This is a genomic window from Nocardioides sp. Z21_20 (assembly GCF_059766585.1).
The window spans coordinates 101,824-115,464 of sequence record NZ_JCBAJX010000008.1; the positions used below are offsets into that span (position 1 = coordinate 101,824).

14 protein-coding genes are annotated in these 13,641 nt (G+C 71.9%); 9 read left to right on the forward strand and 5 right to left on the reverse strand.

Annotated features, from left to right (window positions below):
* Positions 1–181: 181 nt before the first annotated feature.
* The 5 genes from recA to AC6EH9_RS13785 are packed head-to-tail and all read left to right on the forward strand — an operon-like array spanning position 182 to position 3,627.
* Positions 182–1,219 (forward strand): recombinase RecA, encoded by a 1,038-nt coding sequence (recA, locus tag AC6EH9_RS13765; protein WP_498423930.1) that lies wholly within the window; start codon positions 182–184, stop codon positions 1,217–1,219.
* A complete protein-coding gene (locus AC6EH9_RS13770; protein ID WP_498423931.1) occupies positions 1,203–1,865 on the forward strand; it encodes a regulatory protein RecX in 663 nt (220 codons plus the stop codon). The genes recA and AC6EH9_RS13770 overlap by 17 nt, the downstream gene beginning before the upstream one ends.
* 56 nt (positions 1,866–1,921) lie before the next feature.
* Entirely contained in the window at positions 1,922–2,401 is a 480-nt protein-coding gene (locus tag AC6EH9_RS13775) for a phosphoribosyltransferase (protein WP_498423932.1), read from the forward strand.
* A gap of 39 nt (positions 2,402–2,440) precedes the next feature.
* Positions 2,441–3,250 (forward strand): HipA family kinase, encoded by an 810-nt coding sequence (locus AC6EH9_RS13780; protein WP_498423933.1) that lies wholly within the window; start codon positions 2,441–2,443, stop codon positions 3,248–3,250.
* Entirely contained in the window at positions 3,247–3,627 is a 381-nt protein-coding gene (locus AC6EH9_RS13785; protein ID WP_498423934.1) for a DUF3037 domain-containing protein, read from the forward strand. The genes AC6EH9_RS13780 and AC6EH9_RS13785 overlap by 4 nt, the downstream gene beginning before the upstream one ends.
* Before the next feature lie 65 nt (positions 3,628–3,692).
* Here the strand turns inward: AC6EH9_RS13785 and AC6EH9_RS13790 are convergent, their stop codons facing one another.
* Genes AC6EH9_RS13790 through AC6EH9_RS13805 form a run of 4 tightly spaced genes read right to left on the reverse strand, consistent with a single transcriptional unit; the run spans position 3,693 to position 7,131 of the window.
* Positions 3,693–4,436: a sirohydrochlorin chelatase gene (locus AC6EH9_RS13790; protein WP_498423935.1), complete on the reverse strand. Its 744-nt coding sequence runs from the start codon at positions 4,434–4,436 to the stop codon at positions 3,693–3,695.
* A gap of 49 nt (positions 4,437–4,485) precedes the next feature.
* The gene (locus AC6EH9_RS13795; RefSeq protein ID WP_498423936.1) at positions 4,486–5,232 is read right to left on the reverse strand and encodes a phosphoadenylyl-sulfate reductase; all 747 of its coding nucleotides are present in this window, start codon (positions 5,230–5,232) and stop codon (positions 4,486–4,488) included.
* The gene (locus tag AC6EH9_RS13800; protein ID WP_498423937.1) at positions 5,229–5,423 is read right to left on the reverse strand and encodes a hypothetical protein; all 195 of its coding nucleotides are present in this window, start codon (positions 5,421–5,423) and stop codon (positions 5,229–5,231) included. Before AC6EH9_RS13800 ends, AC6EH9_RS13795 begins: the two co-directional genes overlap by 4 nt.
* Position 5,424: 1 nt before the next feature.
* A complete protein-coding gene (locus AC6EH9_RS13805; protein WP_498423938.1) occupies positions 5,425–7,131 on the reverse strand; it encodes a nitrite/sulfite reductase in 1,707 nt (568 codons plus the stop codon).
* Positions 7,132–7,571: 440 nt separating this feature from the next.
* On the opposite strand from AC6EH9_RS13805, the gene AC6EH9_RS13810 reads away from it, so the two are divergent.
* Together AC6EH9_RS13810 and AC6EH9_RS13815 are read left to right on the forward strand one after the other, a co-directional pair.
* Complete coding sequence (locus tag AC6EH9_RS13810) at positions 7,572–9,008, forward strand: glycine hydroxymethyltransferase (RefSeq protein WP_498423939.1); 1,437 nt, start codon at positions 7,572–7,574, stop codon at positions 9,006–9,008.
* Between the two features lie 48 nt (positions 9,009–9,056).
* Positions 9,057–10,493: a flavin-containing monooxygenase gene (locus AC6EH9_RS13815; protein ID WP_498423940.1), complete on the forward strand. Its 1,437-nt coding sequence runs from the start codon at positions 9,057–9,059 to the stop codon at positions 10,491–10,493.
* 155 nt (positions 10,494–10,648) lie between these two features.
* Here the strand turns inward: AC6EH9_RS13815 and AC6EH9_RS13820 are convergent, their stop codons facing one another.
* Entirely contained in the window at positions 10,649–12,295 is a 1,647-nt protein-coding gene (locus tag AC6EH9_RS13820) for an acyl-CoA dehydrogenase family protein (protein WP_498423941.1), read from the reverse strand.
* Positions 12,296–12,313: 18 nt separating this feature from the next.
* On the opposite strand from AC6EH9_RS13820, the gene AC6EH9_RS13825 reads away from it, so the two are divergent.
* Both AC6EH9_RS13825 and AC6EH9_RS13830 read left to right on the forward strand, forming a co-directional pair.
* Positions 12,314–13,252, forward strand: coding sequence for a YihY/virulence factor BrkB family protein (locus tag AC6EH9_RS13825; RefSeq protein WP_498423942.1), 939 nt, complete (start codon positions 12,314–12,316; stop codon positions 13,250–13,252).
* 13 nt (positions 13,253–13,265) lie between these two features.
* Positions 13,266–13,634 (forward strand): hypothetical protein, encoded by a 369-nt coding sequence (locus tag AC6EH9_RS13830; protein WP_498423943.1) that lies wholly within the window; start codon positions 13,266–13,268, stop codon positions 13,632–13,634.
* The last annotated feature ends 7 nt before the right edge of the window (positions 13,635–13,641 follow it).

The following is a 13,641-nucleotide window of genomic DNA, read 5'->3' on the forward strand; positions in this document are numbered from 1 at the left end:
GGTCGAACACCTGTTCGGGCTACCCTGGATGCACAGGTGACGCAGGGGCGTTCGTTGTCCCCAGGTTCCGGGAGGATTCCGGCACTGTCGGTGGTCTTGTCTAGCGTCCTTCCCACAGACGAACACGACTCGCTACACCACACGGCGGGCTCTACGGGGCCCGGAGATTGGATGGAATGACATGGCCGCTGGAGACCGCAACAAGTCCTTGGATGCCGCGCTCGCGGGCATCGAGAAGCAGTTCGGCAAGGGCTCGATCATGCGCCTGGGCGAGGAGACTCGTGCCGCGCTGGGCGTGATCCCCTCCGGTGCGATCGCGCTGGACGTCGCGCTGGGCATCGGAGGCCTGCCGCGCGGGCGGGTGGTGGAGATCTACGGTCCGGAGTCCTCCGGTAAGACCACGGTCGCGCTGCACGCGGTGGCCAACGCTCAGGCGGCCGGGGGCATCGTCGCCTTCATCGACGCCGAGCACGCGCTCGACCCGGAGTACGCGAAGGCGCTGGGCGTCGACACCGACGCGCTGCTGGTCTCGCAGCCCGACTCCGGCGAGCAGGCCCTGGAGATCGCCGACATGCTGATCCGCTCCGGCGCGCTCGACCTCATCGTCGTGGACTCGGTGGCCGCGCTGGTGCCGCGCGCGGAGATCGAGGGCGAGATGGGCGACAGCCACGTGGGGCTGCAGGCCCGGCTGATGAGCCAGGCGCTGCGCAAGATGACCGGTGCCCTCAACAGCTCGGGCACCACGATGATCTTCATCAACCAGCTGCGCGAGAAGATCGGCGTGATGTTCGGCTCCCCGGAGACCACCACCGGTGGCAAGGCGCTCAAGTTCTACGCCTCGGTCCGTCTCGACGTGCGTCGCATCGAGACGCTCAAGGACGGCACCGAGATGGTCGGCAACCGGACCCGGATCAAGGTCGTCAAGAACAAGGTGGCCCCGCCGTTCAAGCAGGCCGAGTTCGACATCATGTACGGCAAGGGCATCAGCCGCGAGGGTGGCCTGATCGACGTGGGCGTCGAGGCCGGCCTGGTCCGCAAGGCGGGTGCCTGGTACACCTACGAGGGCGACCAGCTGGGACAGGGCAAGGAGAACGCCCGCAAGTTCCTCAGGGACAACCCCGACCTGGCCAACGAGCTCGAGAAGAAGATCCTCGAGAAGCTGGGCGTCGGCCCGCACGTCGACGTGCCTGCCGACCCGACCGGTGTCGAGAGCTTCTGAGCGCGGACCGCGCCACGACGACTCCGAGGCGGCCGTGACCGACGCGGAGGACCCGTGGCGCGGTGACGTGGCGGCCGGGGTGGCCGCCTGGATCCGCTCGGTCGCTCCCCAGGCGGACCTGCCTCCCCCCGAGGACCCGGTGGCGCGCGGTCCGGAGGCCGACCAGGAGGCGGTGGCGCGCAAGATCCTGCTCGACCAGCTCACCGGCCAGGCGCGCTCCCGTCAGGAGCTCACCGACAAGCTGGCGAAGAAGAACGTGCCGCCCGAGGTGGGCCAGCGGCTGCTGGACCGCTTCGAGGAGGTCGGGCTGGTCGACGATCGTGCCTTCGCTCGCGCCTGGGTCGAGAGCAGGCAGCCGGGCAAGGGCCTGGCGCGCCGCGCGCTCGCCCAGGAGCTGCGACGCAAGGGCATCGACGACGACCTGGCCCGCGAGGCCCTCGACGAGATCGACCCCGCCGACGAGGAGGCCGCCGCGCGGGCGCTGGTGCGCAAGAAGCTGCGCTCGGTGGCCGGGCTGGAGCCGGAGAAGGCGACCCGTCGCCTCGCCGGGATGCTCGCGCGCAAGGGCTATCCGGCCGGGCTCGCCTTCTCGGTGATCCGTGAGGAGCTGCGCGCCGATCTCGACGTGCCGGACCTGGAGGGGTGAGGCAGCCGCGCCCGGCTGCCCGCGCGACGACACCGCCGGTGGTCCATGATGTGCCCATGAGCGACGAGCGCGAGGTCCTGACCTACGAGATGTTCGGGGTGGCGGCCCGGGACCTGGCGCAGACGATCGTCGACGACGACTACGAGCCCGACCTGGTGCTGTCCATCGCGCGCGGCGGCCTGGGCCTGGGGATGGCGCTCGGCTACGCGCTGGGGGTCAAGAACCTCTCCGCGGTCAACGTGGAGTTCTACACCGGCATCGACCAGCGTCTGGAGATGCCGGTGATGCTGCCGCCGACCCCGCAGGCCGTGGACCTCTCGGGGGCGCGGGTGCTGATCGCCGACGACGTCGCGGACACCGGCAAGACCCTCGAGCTGGTCCGCGCCTACTGCGCGGATCACGTCGCCGACGTCCGGATGGCGGTGATCTACGAGAAGTCCCGCTCGATCGTGAAGCCCGACTACGTCTGGCGGCGCACCGACCGATGGATCGACTTCCCCTGGTCCTCCCAGCCGGTCGTTCGCAAGGGCTTCTGAGATGCGGGCTGCGCAGCTCGAGGCAGAGGAGAGATCGGCGTGATCGACACAGTCTCGGTGATCCGCTACGTGACGCCGCTGCGTGAGGGCGGCAGCCTGCCCGGCATCGTGGAGGCCGACGACCTCGGCACCTACGTGTGCAAGTTCCGCGGCGCCGGCCAGGGCCTGAGGGTGCTCGTCGCGGAGGTGGTCGTGGCCGGTCTCGCGCGCCGCATCGGGCTGCGCACCCCCCGGCTGGTGGCGCTCCAGCTCGACGCGGACATCGCCCGCTACGAGGCCGACGAGGAGGTCCAGGACCTGATCAACGCGAGCCTGGGGCTGAACCTGGGGGTGGACTTCCTGCCCGGCGCGTTCGGCTTCGACGGCGACCTCCCCGCCGGCGACGCGGTCGCGGCGAAGGTGCTGTGGCTCGATGCCTTCTGCGCCAATGTCGACCGCAGCTGGCGCAACCCCAACCTGCTGATGTGGCACGGCGACCTGTGGGTGATCGACCACGGCGCGGCGCTGTACTTCCACCACGCCTGGTCGGGTGGGATCACCGATCCGGCCCGGTTCGCCCGGCAGCCCTGGGACGTCTCCGACCACGTGCTGGGGGCCTACGTGCCCGCGCTGGCGAAGGTGGACGCCGAGGTCTCGCAGCTGCTCGACGAGGAGCTGTTCGCCGAGGTGCTCGCCGAGGTGCCCGACGAGTGGCTGGAGCCGGTGCCGGGTGCCGAGTCGCCGGAGGCCGTGCGCGCGGCGTACGTGGCGTTCCTGACCGCTCGCCTCGCCGTTCGCGACTGGCTGCCCACCGGCACCGGCACCGGCACCGGCACGGGTACCGACGGCGGCAGGGGAGGGGCCCGATGAGCAGGCGGGCGTACCAGTACGTGGTCCTGCGCTGCGTGCCGCGCGCCGACCGTGAGGAGTTCGTCAACGTCGGCGTCGTGCTCTACTGCCAGGCCGACGAGGTGCTGGCCGTCGGCACGCACCTCGACCCCGAGCGGCTGCGCGCGCTGCACCCGGGTCTGGACCTCGCCCACGTCCGCTCCGCCCTCGACTTCGTGGCGGGGGTGTGCGCCGGCGACGCGCGCGGCGGCGCGGCCGCGACCCGACCGATCGGCACCCGGTTCGGCTTCCTGAAGGCGCCCAAGAGCACGGTGCTGCAGCCGGGGCCGGTGCACAGCGGCCTCACCGAGGACCCCGCCGCCGAGCTCGCCCGCCTGGTGGGCTGCCTGGTCCGCTGATCCCCGGGTCGTGTGCCCCGCGACGCGCCTGGGCGCGTCCTCGGGCACACGACCGGGGAGGTGGCTCAGACGGGGACGAGCTCGACGGCGCCGACGGCGTAGCGGGCCAGGATGGTGCGCGCCAGCTCCGGGTGGGCGCCCAGCGGTGCGGAGACCGCGACCGCGCCCGCCTCGAGCGCCAGCTCCGCGGCCCGGTCCGGCAGGAAGCCGGGGGCGAGGAACAGCGAGGCGACCGCGATGTGGCGCCGGCCCTGGGCGCGGAAGGTCCGCACCGCCTCGCCGGTGGCGGGCGGAGCCGCCGAGGCGAAGGCCGCCGTCACCGGGAGCTTGTGGTGCGCGCCCCAGACCCGGGCCAGCCGGGCGACGGCCTGGTTGGCCAGCGGGTCGCTGGAGCCGGCGGCGGCCAGCACGAGCGCGTCGAGCTCGCGGACCCGGGCCTCGCTGAGCGCGGCGCGCAGCCGCTGGTCGAGCACCTCGAGGAAGGACTTCTCCAGCCCCAGGATGTCGGTGGCGCGGATCTTCAGCCCCTCGTGGCGCGCCGTCGCCTCCGCGATCGCGGCCGGTACGTCGACCTTGGCGTGGTAGGCGTCGTTGAGCAGCAGCGGCACCACCACGATCTCGTCGAAGCCGGCCTTGACCAGCCGATCCACGACCGTCGCGAAGGACGGGCGCGAGAGCTCGAGGAACGCCGGCTCGATGCGCAGGTCCGGGCGCATCGCGCGGACCTCGTGGACCAGTGCGGTGATCGTGGCGGCGGAACGGGGGTCGCGGCTCCCGTGTGCCAGGGCCACCAGTGCGGGTGCGGCCATCAGAGCAGTCTCCCTTCGGGGATCAGTGGTGCGCAGTGCCTCGTGTGCGTCATGTGTGGATCCCGCACTCGGTCTTGTTGGTGCCCGCCCAGCGTCCGCTGCGCGGGTCCTCGCCGGGGGCGACCCGGCGGGTGCACGGCCAGCAGCCGATGGAGGGGTAGCCGTCGTAGGCCAGTGGGTTGACCAGGACCCCGTGCTCGGCGATGTAGCTCTCCACCTGGGCGTCGCTCCAGCGCGCCAACGGGGAGACCTTGACCTTGCCCTTCTTGGCGTCCCAGCCGATCACCGGCGCCAGCACGCGGTTGTGGGTCTCCGCGCGCCGCATCCCGGTGGCCCAGGCGTCGTAGCCGGCCAGCGACTCCGCCAGCGGCTGCACCTTGCGCAGCTTGCAGCACAGGTCGGGGTCGCTCTTGTAGAGGTCGCGCCCGTACGTCGCGTCCTGCTCGGCCACGCTGAGCCGGGGCTGGATCGTGACCAGGTTGACCGGGAGGGTGGCCTCCACGGCGTCGCGGGTGCCGATCGTCTCCACGAAGTGGTAGCCGGTGTCGAGGAAGACCACGTCCAGGCCGGGGGCGACCTTCGCGGCGAGGTGGGCCAGGACGGCGTCACCCATCGACGACGTCACGCAGAACCGGTCGCCGAAGGTGGCCACCGCCCACTCGATGATGTCCTCGGCCGGGGCGAGCTCGAGCTCGGCGCCGACGTGGGAGACCAGCTCGCGCAGCTCCTCGGAGCTGCGTCCCTCGGTGTGCGTGCCGCGGCGGTTGCGCGCCGCGGTGGTGCTCGCGGCGCTCACGAGGAGCCCTCGCGGGCGGAGTCGGGGCGCAGCAGCCCGATCATCTTCAGCGAGAAGGCGCGCATGCACGAGCGGCACTCCCAGGTGCCGTGCGGGGAGGAGACCTCGCCGGTCTCGGAGATCGCCTCGTGCGGGCGCAGGTCCTCGTCGCCGCAGAAGGGGCAGTGGAAGGGGACGGCGCGTGCGCTCATCTCAGACCACCTCCAGGGTCTTCTCGCCGCGCAGGTGTGCCTCGTCGGCGCGCGCGGCCCAGCGGGCGAAGGACTCGCCCGGCTCGCGGTCGGCGAGGTAGGCCGTCACCACGTTGGTGATGTAGTCGTCGAGCTGGGCGCTGGTGACCTTGTGCGCGCGCAGCTTGCGCCCGAAGTTGGCGTTCAGCCCGAGCGCACCGCCCAGGTGCACCTGGAAGCCCTCGACCTGGCGGCCGTCGGCGTCCAGCACCAGCTGGCCCTTGAGCCCGATGTCGGCGACCTGGGTGCGCGCGCAGGCGTTGGGGCAGCCGTTGACGTTGACCGAGATGGGGGTGTCCAGCTCGGGGAAGCGCTGCTCGAGCTCGGCGACCAGGGCACGGGCGCGCTCCTTGGTGTCGACGATCGCCAGCTTGCAGAACTCCAGGCCGGTGCAGGCCATCGTGTTGCGCCGCCAGTTCGACGGCGTCGCGGTCAGGCCGATCTGCTCGAGCTCGGCGCTGAGCGCGGGCACCGACTCGGCGTCGACGCCGAGCACGACCAGCTTCTGGTACGCCGTGAGCCGGGCGCCGAGCGCGCCGTACCGCTCCACCAGCTCGGCCAGGGCGGTGAGCGTGCCACCGCTGATCCGCCCGGCGATCGGGGCGACACCGAGGTAGAACTTGCCGTCCTTCTGCTCGTGGATGCCGATGTGGTCGCCCTGGCGCTCGGGGATGGCGGGGGAGGGGCAGTCGACGAGCGCGCGGTGCAGGTACTCGGTCTCGAGGACCTCGCGGAACCTCTCCACGCCCCAGTCGGCGACCAGGAACTTCAGGCGGGCGCGCGAGCGCAGCCGGCGGTAGCCGTAGTCGCGGAAGATCGAGGCCACGCCCTCCCAGGCGTCGGCCACCTCCTCGAGCGGGATCCACACGCCCAGGCGCTGCGCGAGCATCGGGTTGGTGGACAGGCCGCCGCCGACCCACAGGTCGAAGCCGGGGCCGTGCTCGGGGTGGACCGTGCCGACGAAGGAGACGTCGTTGACCTCGGGGGCCACGTCGTGGCTGGGGTGGCCGGTGACGGCGGTCTTGAACTTGCGCGGCAGGTTGGAGAAGGCCGGGTTGCCGATGAAGCGGCGCTTGATCTCGGCCAGCGCGGGGCTGCCGTCGATGATCTCGTCGCGGGCGATCCCCGCCAGCGGGGAGCCCAGGAAGGGACGCGGGGAGTCGCCGCAGGCCTCCTGGGTGTCGAGGCCGACGGACTCCAGGCGCTCCCAGACCGCGGGCACGTCCTCGATGCGGATCCAGTGGTACTGGATGTTCTGCCGGTCGGTGACGTCGGCGGTGTCGCGGGCGTAGGTGGTGGAGACCTCGCCGAGCGCGCGCAGCTGCTCGGGGCCGAGGATCTTGCCGTCGGAGCGGACCCGCATCATGAAGAACTCGGCGTCGAGCTCGGCCGGGTCCACGGTGGCGGTCTTGCCGCCGTCGAAGCCCTCGGCGCGCTGGGTGTAGAGACCCCACCAGCGCATCCGGCCGCGCAGGTCGTTGGGGTCGATCGAGGCGAAGCCTCGCTTGGAGTAGATGCCCTCGATGCGGGCGCGCACGTTGAGTGCGTCGTCGTCCTTCTTGAACTGCTCGTTGGCGTTGAGCGGCTCTCGGTAGCCGAGGGCCCACTGCCCCTCGCCGCGCTTGGGGCGCGGGCGGGGCGTGCGTGCGGCGGGGGCCTGATCGTTCACGGGACGTTTCCTAACGCGGTACGAAGACGCGCGATGCGCGGGGCCGACGCCGCGACGGTGAGGTCGTCGGGGTGGCCTGCGACCGGCGCCCGGTGGTCTGAAGGTTCACAGTCGGGCGTCCGTCGGACCAGCGGGGGGCTGGCACGACGAGGTCAGCAGGGCCAACACATGGAGCTGCGCGTACGCCCGTAGTCCACGTGGCGTCGAACCACGAGGTACGTGTGCGTTGCGGAGCTGATCATGACGGCGAGTCTCACGGAGCGGACGGCGTCTCCACAACCGGCAATCTCATGTGGTGAGACGTCTGTCCAAGATGCGGACCTGCCAAGTGGCTCAGTGGGGCGGTCCGCGCGCTGGGTGAGACGCAGGTCACCTCTGCGGCCGGTCTGCGGCTCGGCGCGGGGAGGCGGCCGGTGTGGCGGGTCACTAGGCTGGGAGACATGACGGATGAGCGGATCAGCAGCGTGTACACCCAGGCTCTCGAGGTCATCGCCTCGGTCGAGCCGCGGATCGCGGCGGCGACCCGCCAGGAGCTGGAGGACCAGCGCGGATCGCTGAAGCTGATCGCCTCGGAGAACTACGCGTCTCCGGCGACGCTGCTGACGATGGGCACCTGGTTCAGCGACAAGTACGCCGAGGGCACCGTCGGGCACCGCTTCTACGCGGCCTGCCAGAACGTCGACACGGTCGAGGCGCTGGCCGCCGAGCACGCCCGGGAGCTGTTCGGGGCCCCGTACGCCTACGTGCAGCCGCACTCGGGCATCGACGCCAACCTGGTCGCCTTCTGGTCGATCCTGGCCCACCGCGTGGAGAGCCCCGCGCTGGAGCGGCTCGGTGCCAAGAACGTCAGCGAGCTCACCGAGGCCGACTGGGAGAAGCTGCGCCACGAGCTCGGCAACCAGCGTCTGCTCGGCATGTCGCTGGATGCCGGCGGCCACCTCACCCACGGGTTCCGGCCGAACATCAGCGGCAAGATGTTCCACCAGCAGCAGTACGGCACCGACCCGGTGACCGGGCTGCTCGACTACGACGCGCTGCGCGCCAAGGCACGCGAGTTCAAGCCGCTGATCCTGGTCGCCGGCTACTCCGCCTACCCGCGCCGGGTGAACTTCGCGAAGATGCGCGAGATCGCCGACGAGGTCGGCGCCACGCTGATGGTCGACATGGCGCACTTCGCCGGTCTGGTCGCGGGCAAGGTCTTCACCGGCGACGAGGACCCGGTGCCGTTCGGTCACGTCACCACCACCACCACCCACAAGTCCCTGCGCGGCCCGCGCGGCGGTCTGGTGCTGGCCCAGGAGGAGTACGCCTCCTCGGTGGACCGCGGCTGCCCGATGGTGCTCGGCGGCCCGCTCTCGCACGTGATGGCCGCCAAGGCCGTCGCCCTGGCCGAGGCGCGCCGGCCCGAGTTCACCACCTACGCCCACGAGGTCGCCGACAACGCCCAGACGCTGGCCGAGGGCTTCCTCAAGCGCGGCGCCCGCCTGGTCACCGGCGGCACCGACAACCACCTGGTGCTGCTCGACGTCACCTCCTTCGGCCTCACCGGTCGCCAGGCCGAGTCGGCGCTGCTCGACGCCGGTGTGGTCACCAACCGCAACTCGATCCCGGCCGACCCCAACGGCGCCTGGTACACCTCCGGCATCCGCCTGGGCACGCCCGCGCTGACCACCCGCGGCTTCGGCGCCGAGGAGTTCGACCGGGTCGCGGACCTGGTCGTCGAGGTGCTGTCGAACACCCAGCCCGGCACGACCAAGGCGGGCGGGCCGTCGAAGGCGTCGTACCAGCTGGCCGACGGGGTGGCCGCCAAGGTCAAGGACGCCTCCGCGGAGATGCTCGACAAGCACCCGCTCTACCCCGGGCTCGTGCTGGGCTGAGTCTGCGACACCCGGGGCGGGGCTGGGATCGTGCCTAGACTGCCCCGGGTGAGCGAGCACCTCGACGTCGTCATCATCGGAGCCGGCCTGTCCGGGATCGGCGCGGCCGCCCATCTCGTCGACGCCTTCCCCGAGCGCAGCTACGCGGTGCTCGAGGCGCGCGAGCGGATCGGCGGCACCTGGGACCTGTTCCGCTACCCCGGGGTGCGCTCGGACTCCGACATGCTCACCCTCGGGTACCACTTCAAGCCGTGGCTGGGCGGTCAGGTGCTCGCCGACGGCGACTCGATCCGCGACTACGTCACCGAGGCGGCCCACGAGCGGGGGATCGACCAGCGGATCCGCTTCGGTCACCGGGTCACCCGGGCGGAGTGGTCCAGCGCCGAGGCACGCTGGACGCTGAGCGTCGAGCACGACGGCGAGACCCGCGAGCTCACCGCCGACCTGGTCTGGGCGTGCACCGGCTACTACCGCTACGACCGGGGCCACGCGCCGGTCTTCCCCGGCATCGAGCGGTACGCCGGGCGGCTGGTGCACCCGCAGGACTGGCCCGAGGACCTCGACCACTCCGGTCAGCGGGTGGTGGTGATCGGCAGCGGGGCCACGGCGGTGACGCTGGTACCGGCGATGGCGCGCGAGGCCGCCCACGTGACGACGCTGCAGCGCTCCCCGACGTACGTGGTCGCGCTGCCCTCCCAGGACCGGGCCGGCGCGCTGCTGCGCCGGGTGCTGCCCGGGCGCGCGGCGTACACGCTGAGCCGGTGGAAGAACGTGCTGCGCGCGATGGCCTCCTACGAGCTGAGCCGGCGCCGCCCCGCAGCCGCGCGCCGACTGTTCCGGCGGCTGGCCGCAGCCCAGCTGCCCGAGGGCTACCCGGTCGACGTGCACTTCAGCCCGCACTACGACCCGTGGGACCAGCGGCTGTGCGTCGTGCCCGACGGGGACCTGTTCCGGGCGCTGCGCCACGGGGACGCCTCCATCGTCACCGACACCATCGAGACGTTCACCGAGCGCGGCATCCGGCTGGCCTCCGGCGAGGAGCTCGAGGCCGACCTGGTGGTGAGCGCGACCGGCATCGAGGTGGCGCTCTTCCACGGGATGGACCTGGTCGTCGACGGCGAGAAGGTCGACCTCGCCGAGACGATGGCCTACCGGGCGATGCTGCTGAGCGACGTGCCGAACTTCGTCTTCGTCTTCGGCTACACCAACGCCTCCTGGACGCTGAAGGCCGACCTCGTCTCGCAGTACGTCGTCCGGTTGCTGCAGCACATGGACCATGTCGGCGCCCGCACGTTCGTGGTACCGCGCGACCCGTCCGTGGCGGCGCTGCCGTTCACCGACTTCCAGGCCGGCTACATCCAGCGGGTGATGGACCGGCTGCCCAAGCAGGGCGACCGCGCGCCGTGGAACCTGAGCATGAACTACGTCCGCGACCGCCGGGCGCTGGCCCGCCCGGTGGACGACGGGGTCCTCAGCTTCCGGTGACCGGCGTTACGTCGCCGGGCCTGAAAGACGCGGCCGGCGTCGCCGTTTGGTCCCCAACGGGTGCGATTCGGCGTCCGGGGGTGCCGTTTCTGCCCAAGCGGTGAGGCTCGGCGTCTGACGCCGTACGCCGTACGCCGCGTCCCCAGCCCGCCGCCTCACCCCAGCACCGGCGTCGCCCGCTCCACGATCGTGCGCAGGCCGCCGGAGGTGAGGGTGCCGAAGGTGCCGTTCCAAGTGGCGCCCAGGCGCGAGGAGCAGAACGCGTCGGCGACCTCCGCGGGGGCGAAGCGGACCAGCAGCGAGCCCTGCAGGCAGGCGGCCATCTGCCCGGCCAGGCGCCGCGCGGCCACCTCGAGGCCGGCCGTTTCGCCCAGCAGGGCCAGCGTGTCGTCGACGGCGCGGTCCAGGCGGGCATCGGCGCCGCGGGCCAGGCCGACCTCGGTGATCCAGGCGTCGAGGGCCTCCGGCTCGCGGGTGATCGCGCGCAGCACGTCGAGCGCGTTGACGTTGCCCGAGCCCTCCCAGACCGAGTTCAGCGGCGACTCGCGAAACAGCAGCGGGAGCCCCGACTCCTCGACGTAGCCGTTGCCGCCCAGGCACTCGAGCGCCTCGGCCACCATCGCCGGGGTGCGCTTGCAGACCCAGAACTTCGCCAGCGGCAGCGCGATCCGCCGCAACGCCGCCTCCCGCGGATCGTCGCGGTTGTCCACCGCGGCCGCGAGCCGGATGGCCAGCGCGGTGGCCGCCTCGGACTCGACCGCCAGGTCGGCGACCACGTTCTGCATCAGCGGCTTGTCGGCGAGCAGCGACCCGAACGCGGAGCGGTGCGCGACGTGCCACGACGCCTCGGCCAGCGCCTTGCGCATCAGCGACGCGGAGCCGAGCACGCAGTCCAGGCGGGTGGCGGCCACCATCTCGATGATCGTGCGCACGCCGCGGCCCTCGTCGCCGAGCCGGATGCCCAGGGTGCCGTCGAGCTCGAGCTCCGCGGAGGCGTTCGAGCGGTTGCCGAGCTTGTCCTTGAGGCGCACCACGTCGAGCTGGTTGCGGGTGCCGTCGGGCAGCACCCGGGGCACCACGAAGCAGGTGACACCGCCGACCGCCTGGGCGAGGACCAGGAAGACGTCGTTCATCGGCGCGGAGGTGAACCACTTGTGCCCGTGCAGCGTGTACTCGCCGTCAGCCGCGGCGGCCCGGGCGAAGGTGACGTTGCTGCGCACGTCGGAGCCGCCCTGCTTCTCGGTCATCCCCATCCCGGCCAGCGCGCCGCTCTTCTGTGCGGCCGCCCGCACCCCCGGGTCGTACGACGTCGCGGCCAGCAGCGGCGCCCACTCCTTGGCCAGGGTCTCGTCGGCGCGCAGCGCGGGCACCGCGGCGTAGGTCATCGAGATCGGGCACCCGTGGCCGGGCTCGGTCTGGGACCAGGCCAGGAACCCCGCCGCGCGCCGTACGTGCGCGTGCGGCGAGTCCGACTCCCACGGGGCCGCCTGCAGGCCGTGGCCGACGGCGCGCTCCATCAGCCAGTGCCACGAGGGGTGGAAGCGCACCTCGTCGACCCGGGTGCCGTAGCGGTCGTAGGGCACCAGCTGCGGCGGGTGCTCGTTGGCGAGCATGCCGTGCTCACGGGCCTCCGCGCTGCCGGCCTGCGCGCCCAGCTCGGCCAGGTCCTCGACCACCTCGGGCGCGGCGTGCCGGGTGACCGCCTCGGTGAGCGCGAGGTCGGAGGTGACGACGTTGTACCCGGCCAGCACAGGAACCTGATTGATGACGGTGCGGATGTCGGCCCGGCTGTCGGTGCGCATGTGGATACCGTAGGCGCCATGCCGATCGCGGGGGAGCAGCTGCGCCGGATCGGTGACCTGCTGTGGCGGGTCGTGGTGGCGACCGTGGCCTCGTGCATGCGCTACCGGGTGACCGGGCTGGCGGCCGAGGCGGCGTTCTTCGCGGTGCTGTCCATGCCCCCGCTGGTCTTCGCACTGGCCGGGGCGATCGGGTACGTCTCGGAGGGGTTCCCCGAGGCGCGTGTGGCCGACGTGCGGGCCGCGGTCATCGACCTGTCCTCGCAGGCGCTGACCGAGGACGCGGTGAGCTCGATCATCGAGCCCACCATCGACGAGGTGCTGGCCGGCGGGCGCTACGACGTGATCTCGATCGGCTTCGTGCTGGCGCTGTGGTCGGGCTCGCGGGCGCTGAACGTGTTCGTCGACACGATCACGATCATGCACGGCCTGGGCGGGCAGCGGGGGATCGTGAAGACCCGGGCGCTGTCGTTCGGCCTGTACGTGATGGGGCTGGCGATCGGCATCGTCAGCCTCCCGCTGATGGTCGCCGGTCCGACGCTGGTCGGGCGCTGGGTGCCGGAGCGCTTCGATGCCATCGAGTCGCTGTACTGGCCGGTGGTCCTCGTGCTGGGCATCTGCTTCCTGGCCACGCTGTACCACGTGTCGGTGCCGGTGCGGACGAACTGGTCGTTCAACCTGCCGGGGGCGACGTTCTCGCTGGTGTCGTGGGTGCTCGGCTCCTACGTGCTGCGCTGGGTGCTGACGGTGACCGCGGCGGAGTCGGCGAGCATCTACGGGCCGTTGGCCGCACCGATCGCGGTGCTGCTGTGGCTCTACCTGGTCTCGATCGCGGTGCTGATCGGGGCGGCGGTCAACGCGGCGTGCGACGCGGTGTTCCCGCAGCTGTCGACCAGCCGGGCCCGCTTCGAGCTCGCCCAGCGGTTGAGGTCCCGGCGCGGGGTCCGCGAGGCGTCGTGAAAGACTCGGCGACGTGGCGAATGTGAATCTCCCTGCCCCGTTGATCGTGGCCGGTGGCGCCCTGTGCGTGCTGGGCGGCTACCTGATCGGTGTCGTGACCGGACCGGACATGGTCTCGCAGACGACCGGCACCGTCGACTCCTTCAACTCGACCTCCAACGAGCTGTGCCTGTCCGGTGACGCGGTCGCCGACCAGGAGGGCGCCGAGGAGGGCGTCCTGTGCGGCGTGTGGCGTCGTGACTCCGGCTCGACCACGCCCCACGAGGGCGACAGCTTCCGCTTCGTGTCGGTGCAGACCCCCCAGGCGCCTGAGGACGAGCGCGACGAGGACGACGAGACAGCTGGCGGCAAGGTGTACATCTACGGCGACGTCGTGGACTAGGTTCCTC

Bases quoted from the DNA above. Each gene is read 5' to 3' on its own strand.
- recA (WP_498423930.1), top strand. From the start codon at position 182: ATGGCCGCTGGAGACCGCAACAAGTCCTTGGATGCCGCGCTCGCGGGC.
- AC6EH9_RS13775 (WP_498423932.1), top strand. From the start codon at position 1,922: ATGAGCGACGAGCGCGAGGTCCTGACCTACGAGATGTTCGGGGTGGCG.
- AC6EH9_RS13785 (WP_498423934.1), top strand. From the start codon at position 3,247: ATGAGCAGGCGGGCGTACCAGTACGTGGTCCTGCGCTGCGTGCCGCGC.
- AC6EH9_RS13790 (WP_498423935.1), bottom strand. From the start codon at position 4,436: ATGGCCGCACCCGCACTGGTGGCCCTGGCACACGGGAGCCGCGACCCC.
- AC6EH9_RS13800 (WP_498423937.1), bottom strand. From the start codon at position 5,423: ATGAGCGCACGCGCCGTCCCCTTCCACTGCCCCTTCTGCGGCGACGAG.
- AC6EH9_RS13810 (WP_498423939.1), top strand. From the start codon at position 7,572: ATGACGGATGAGCGGATCAGCAGCGTGTACACCCAGGCTCTCGAGGTC.
- AC6EH9_RS13820 (WP_498423941.1), bottom strand. From the start codon at position 12,295: ATGCGCACCGACAGCCGGGCCGACATCCGCACCGTCATCAATCAGGTT.
- AC6EH9_RS13825 (WP_498423942.1), top strand. From the start codon at position 12,314: ATGCCGATCGCGGGGGAGCAGCTGCGCCGGATCGGTGACCTGCTGTGG.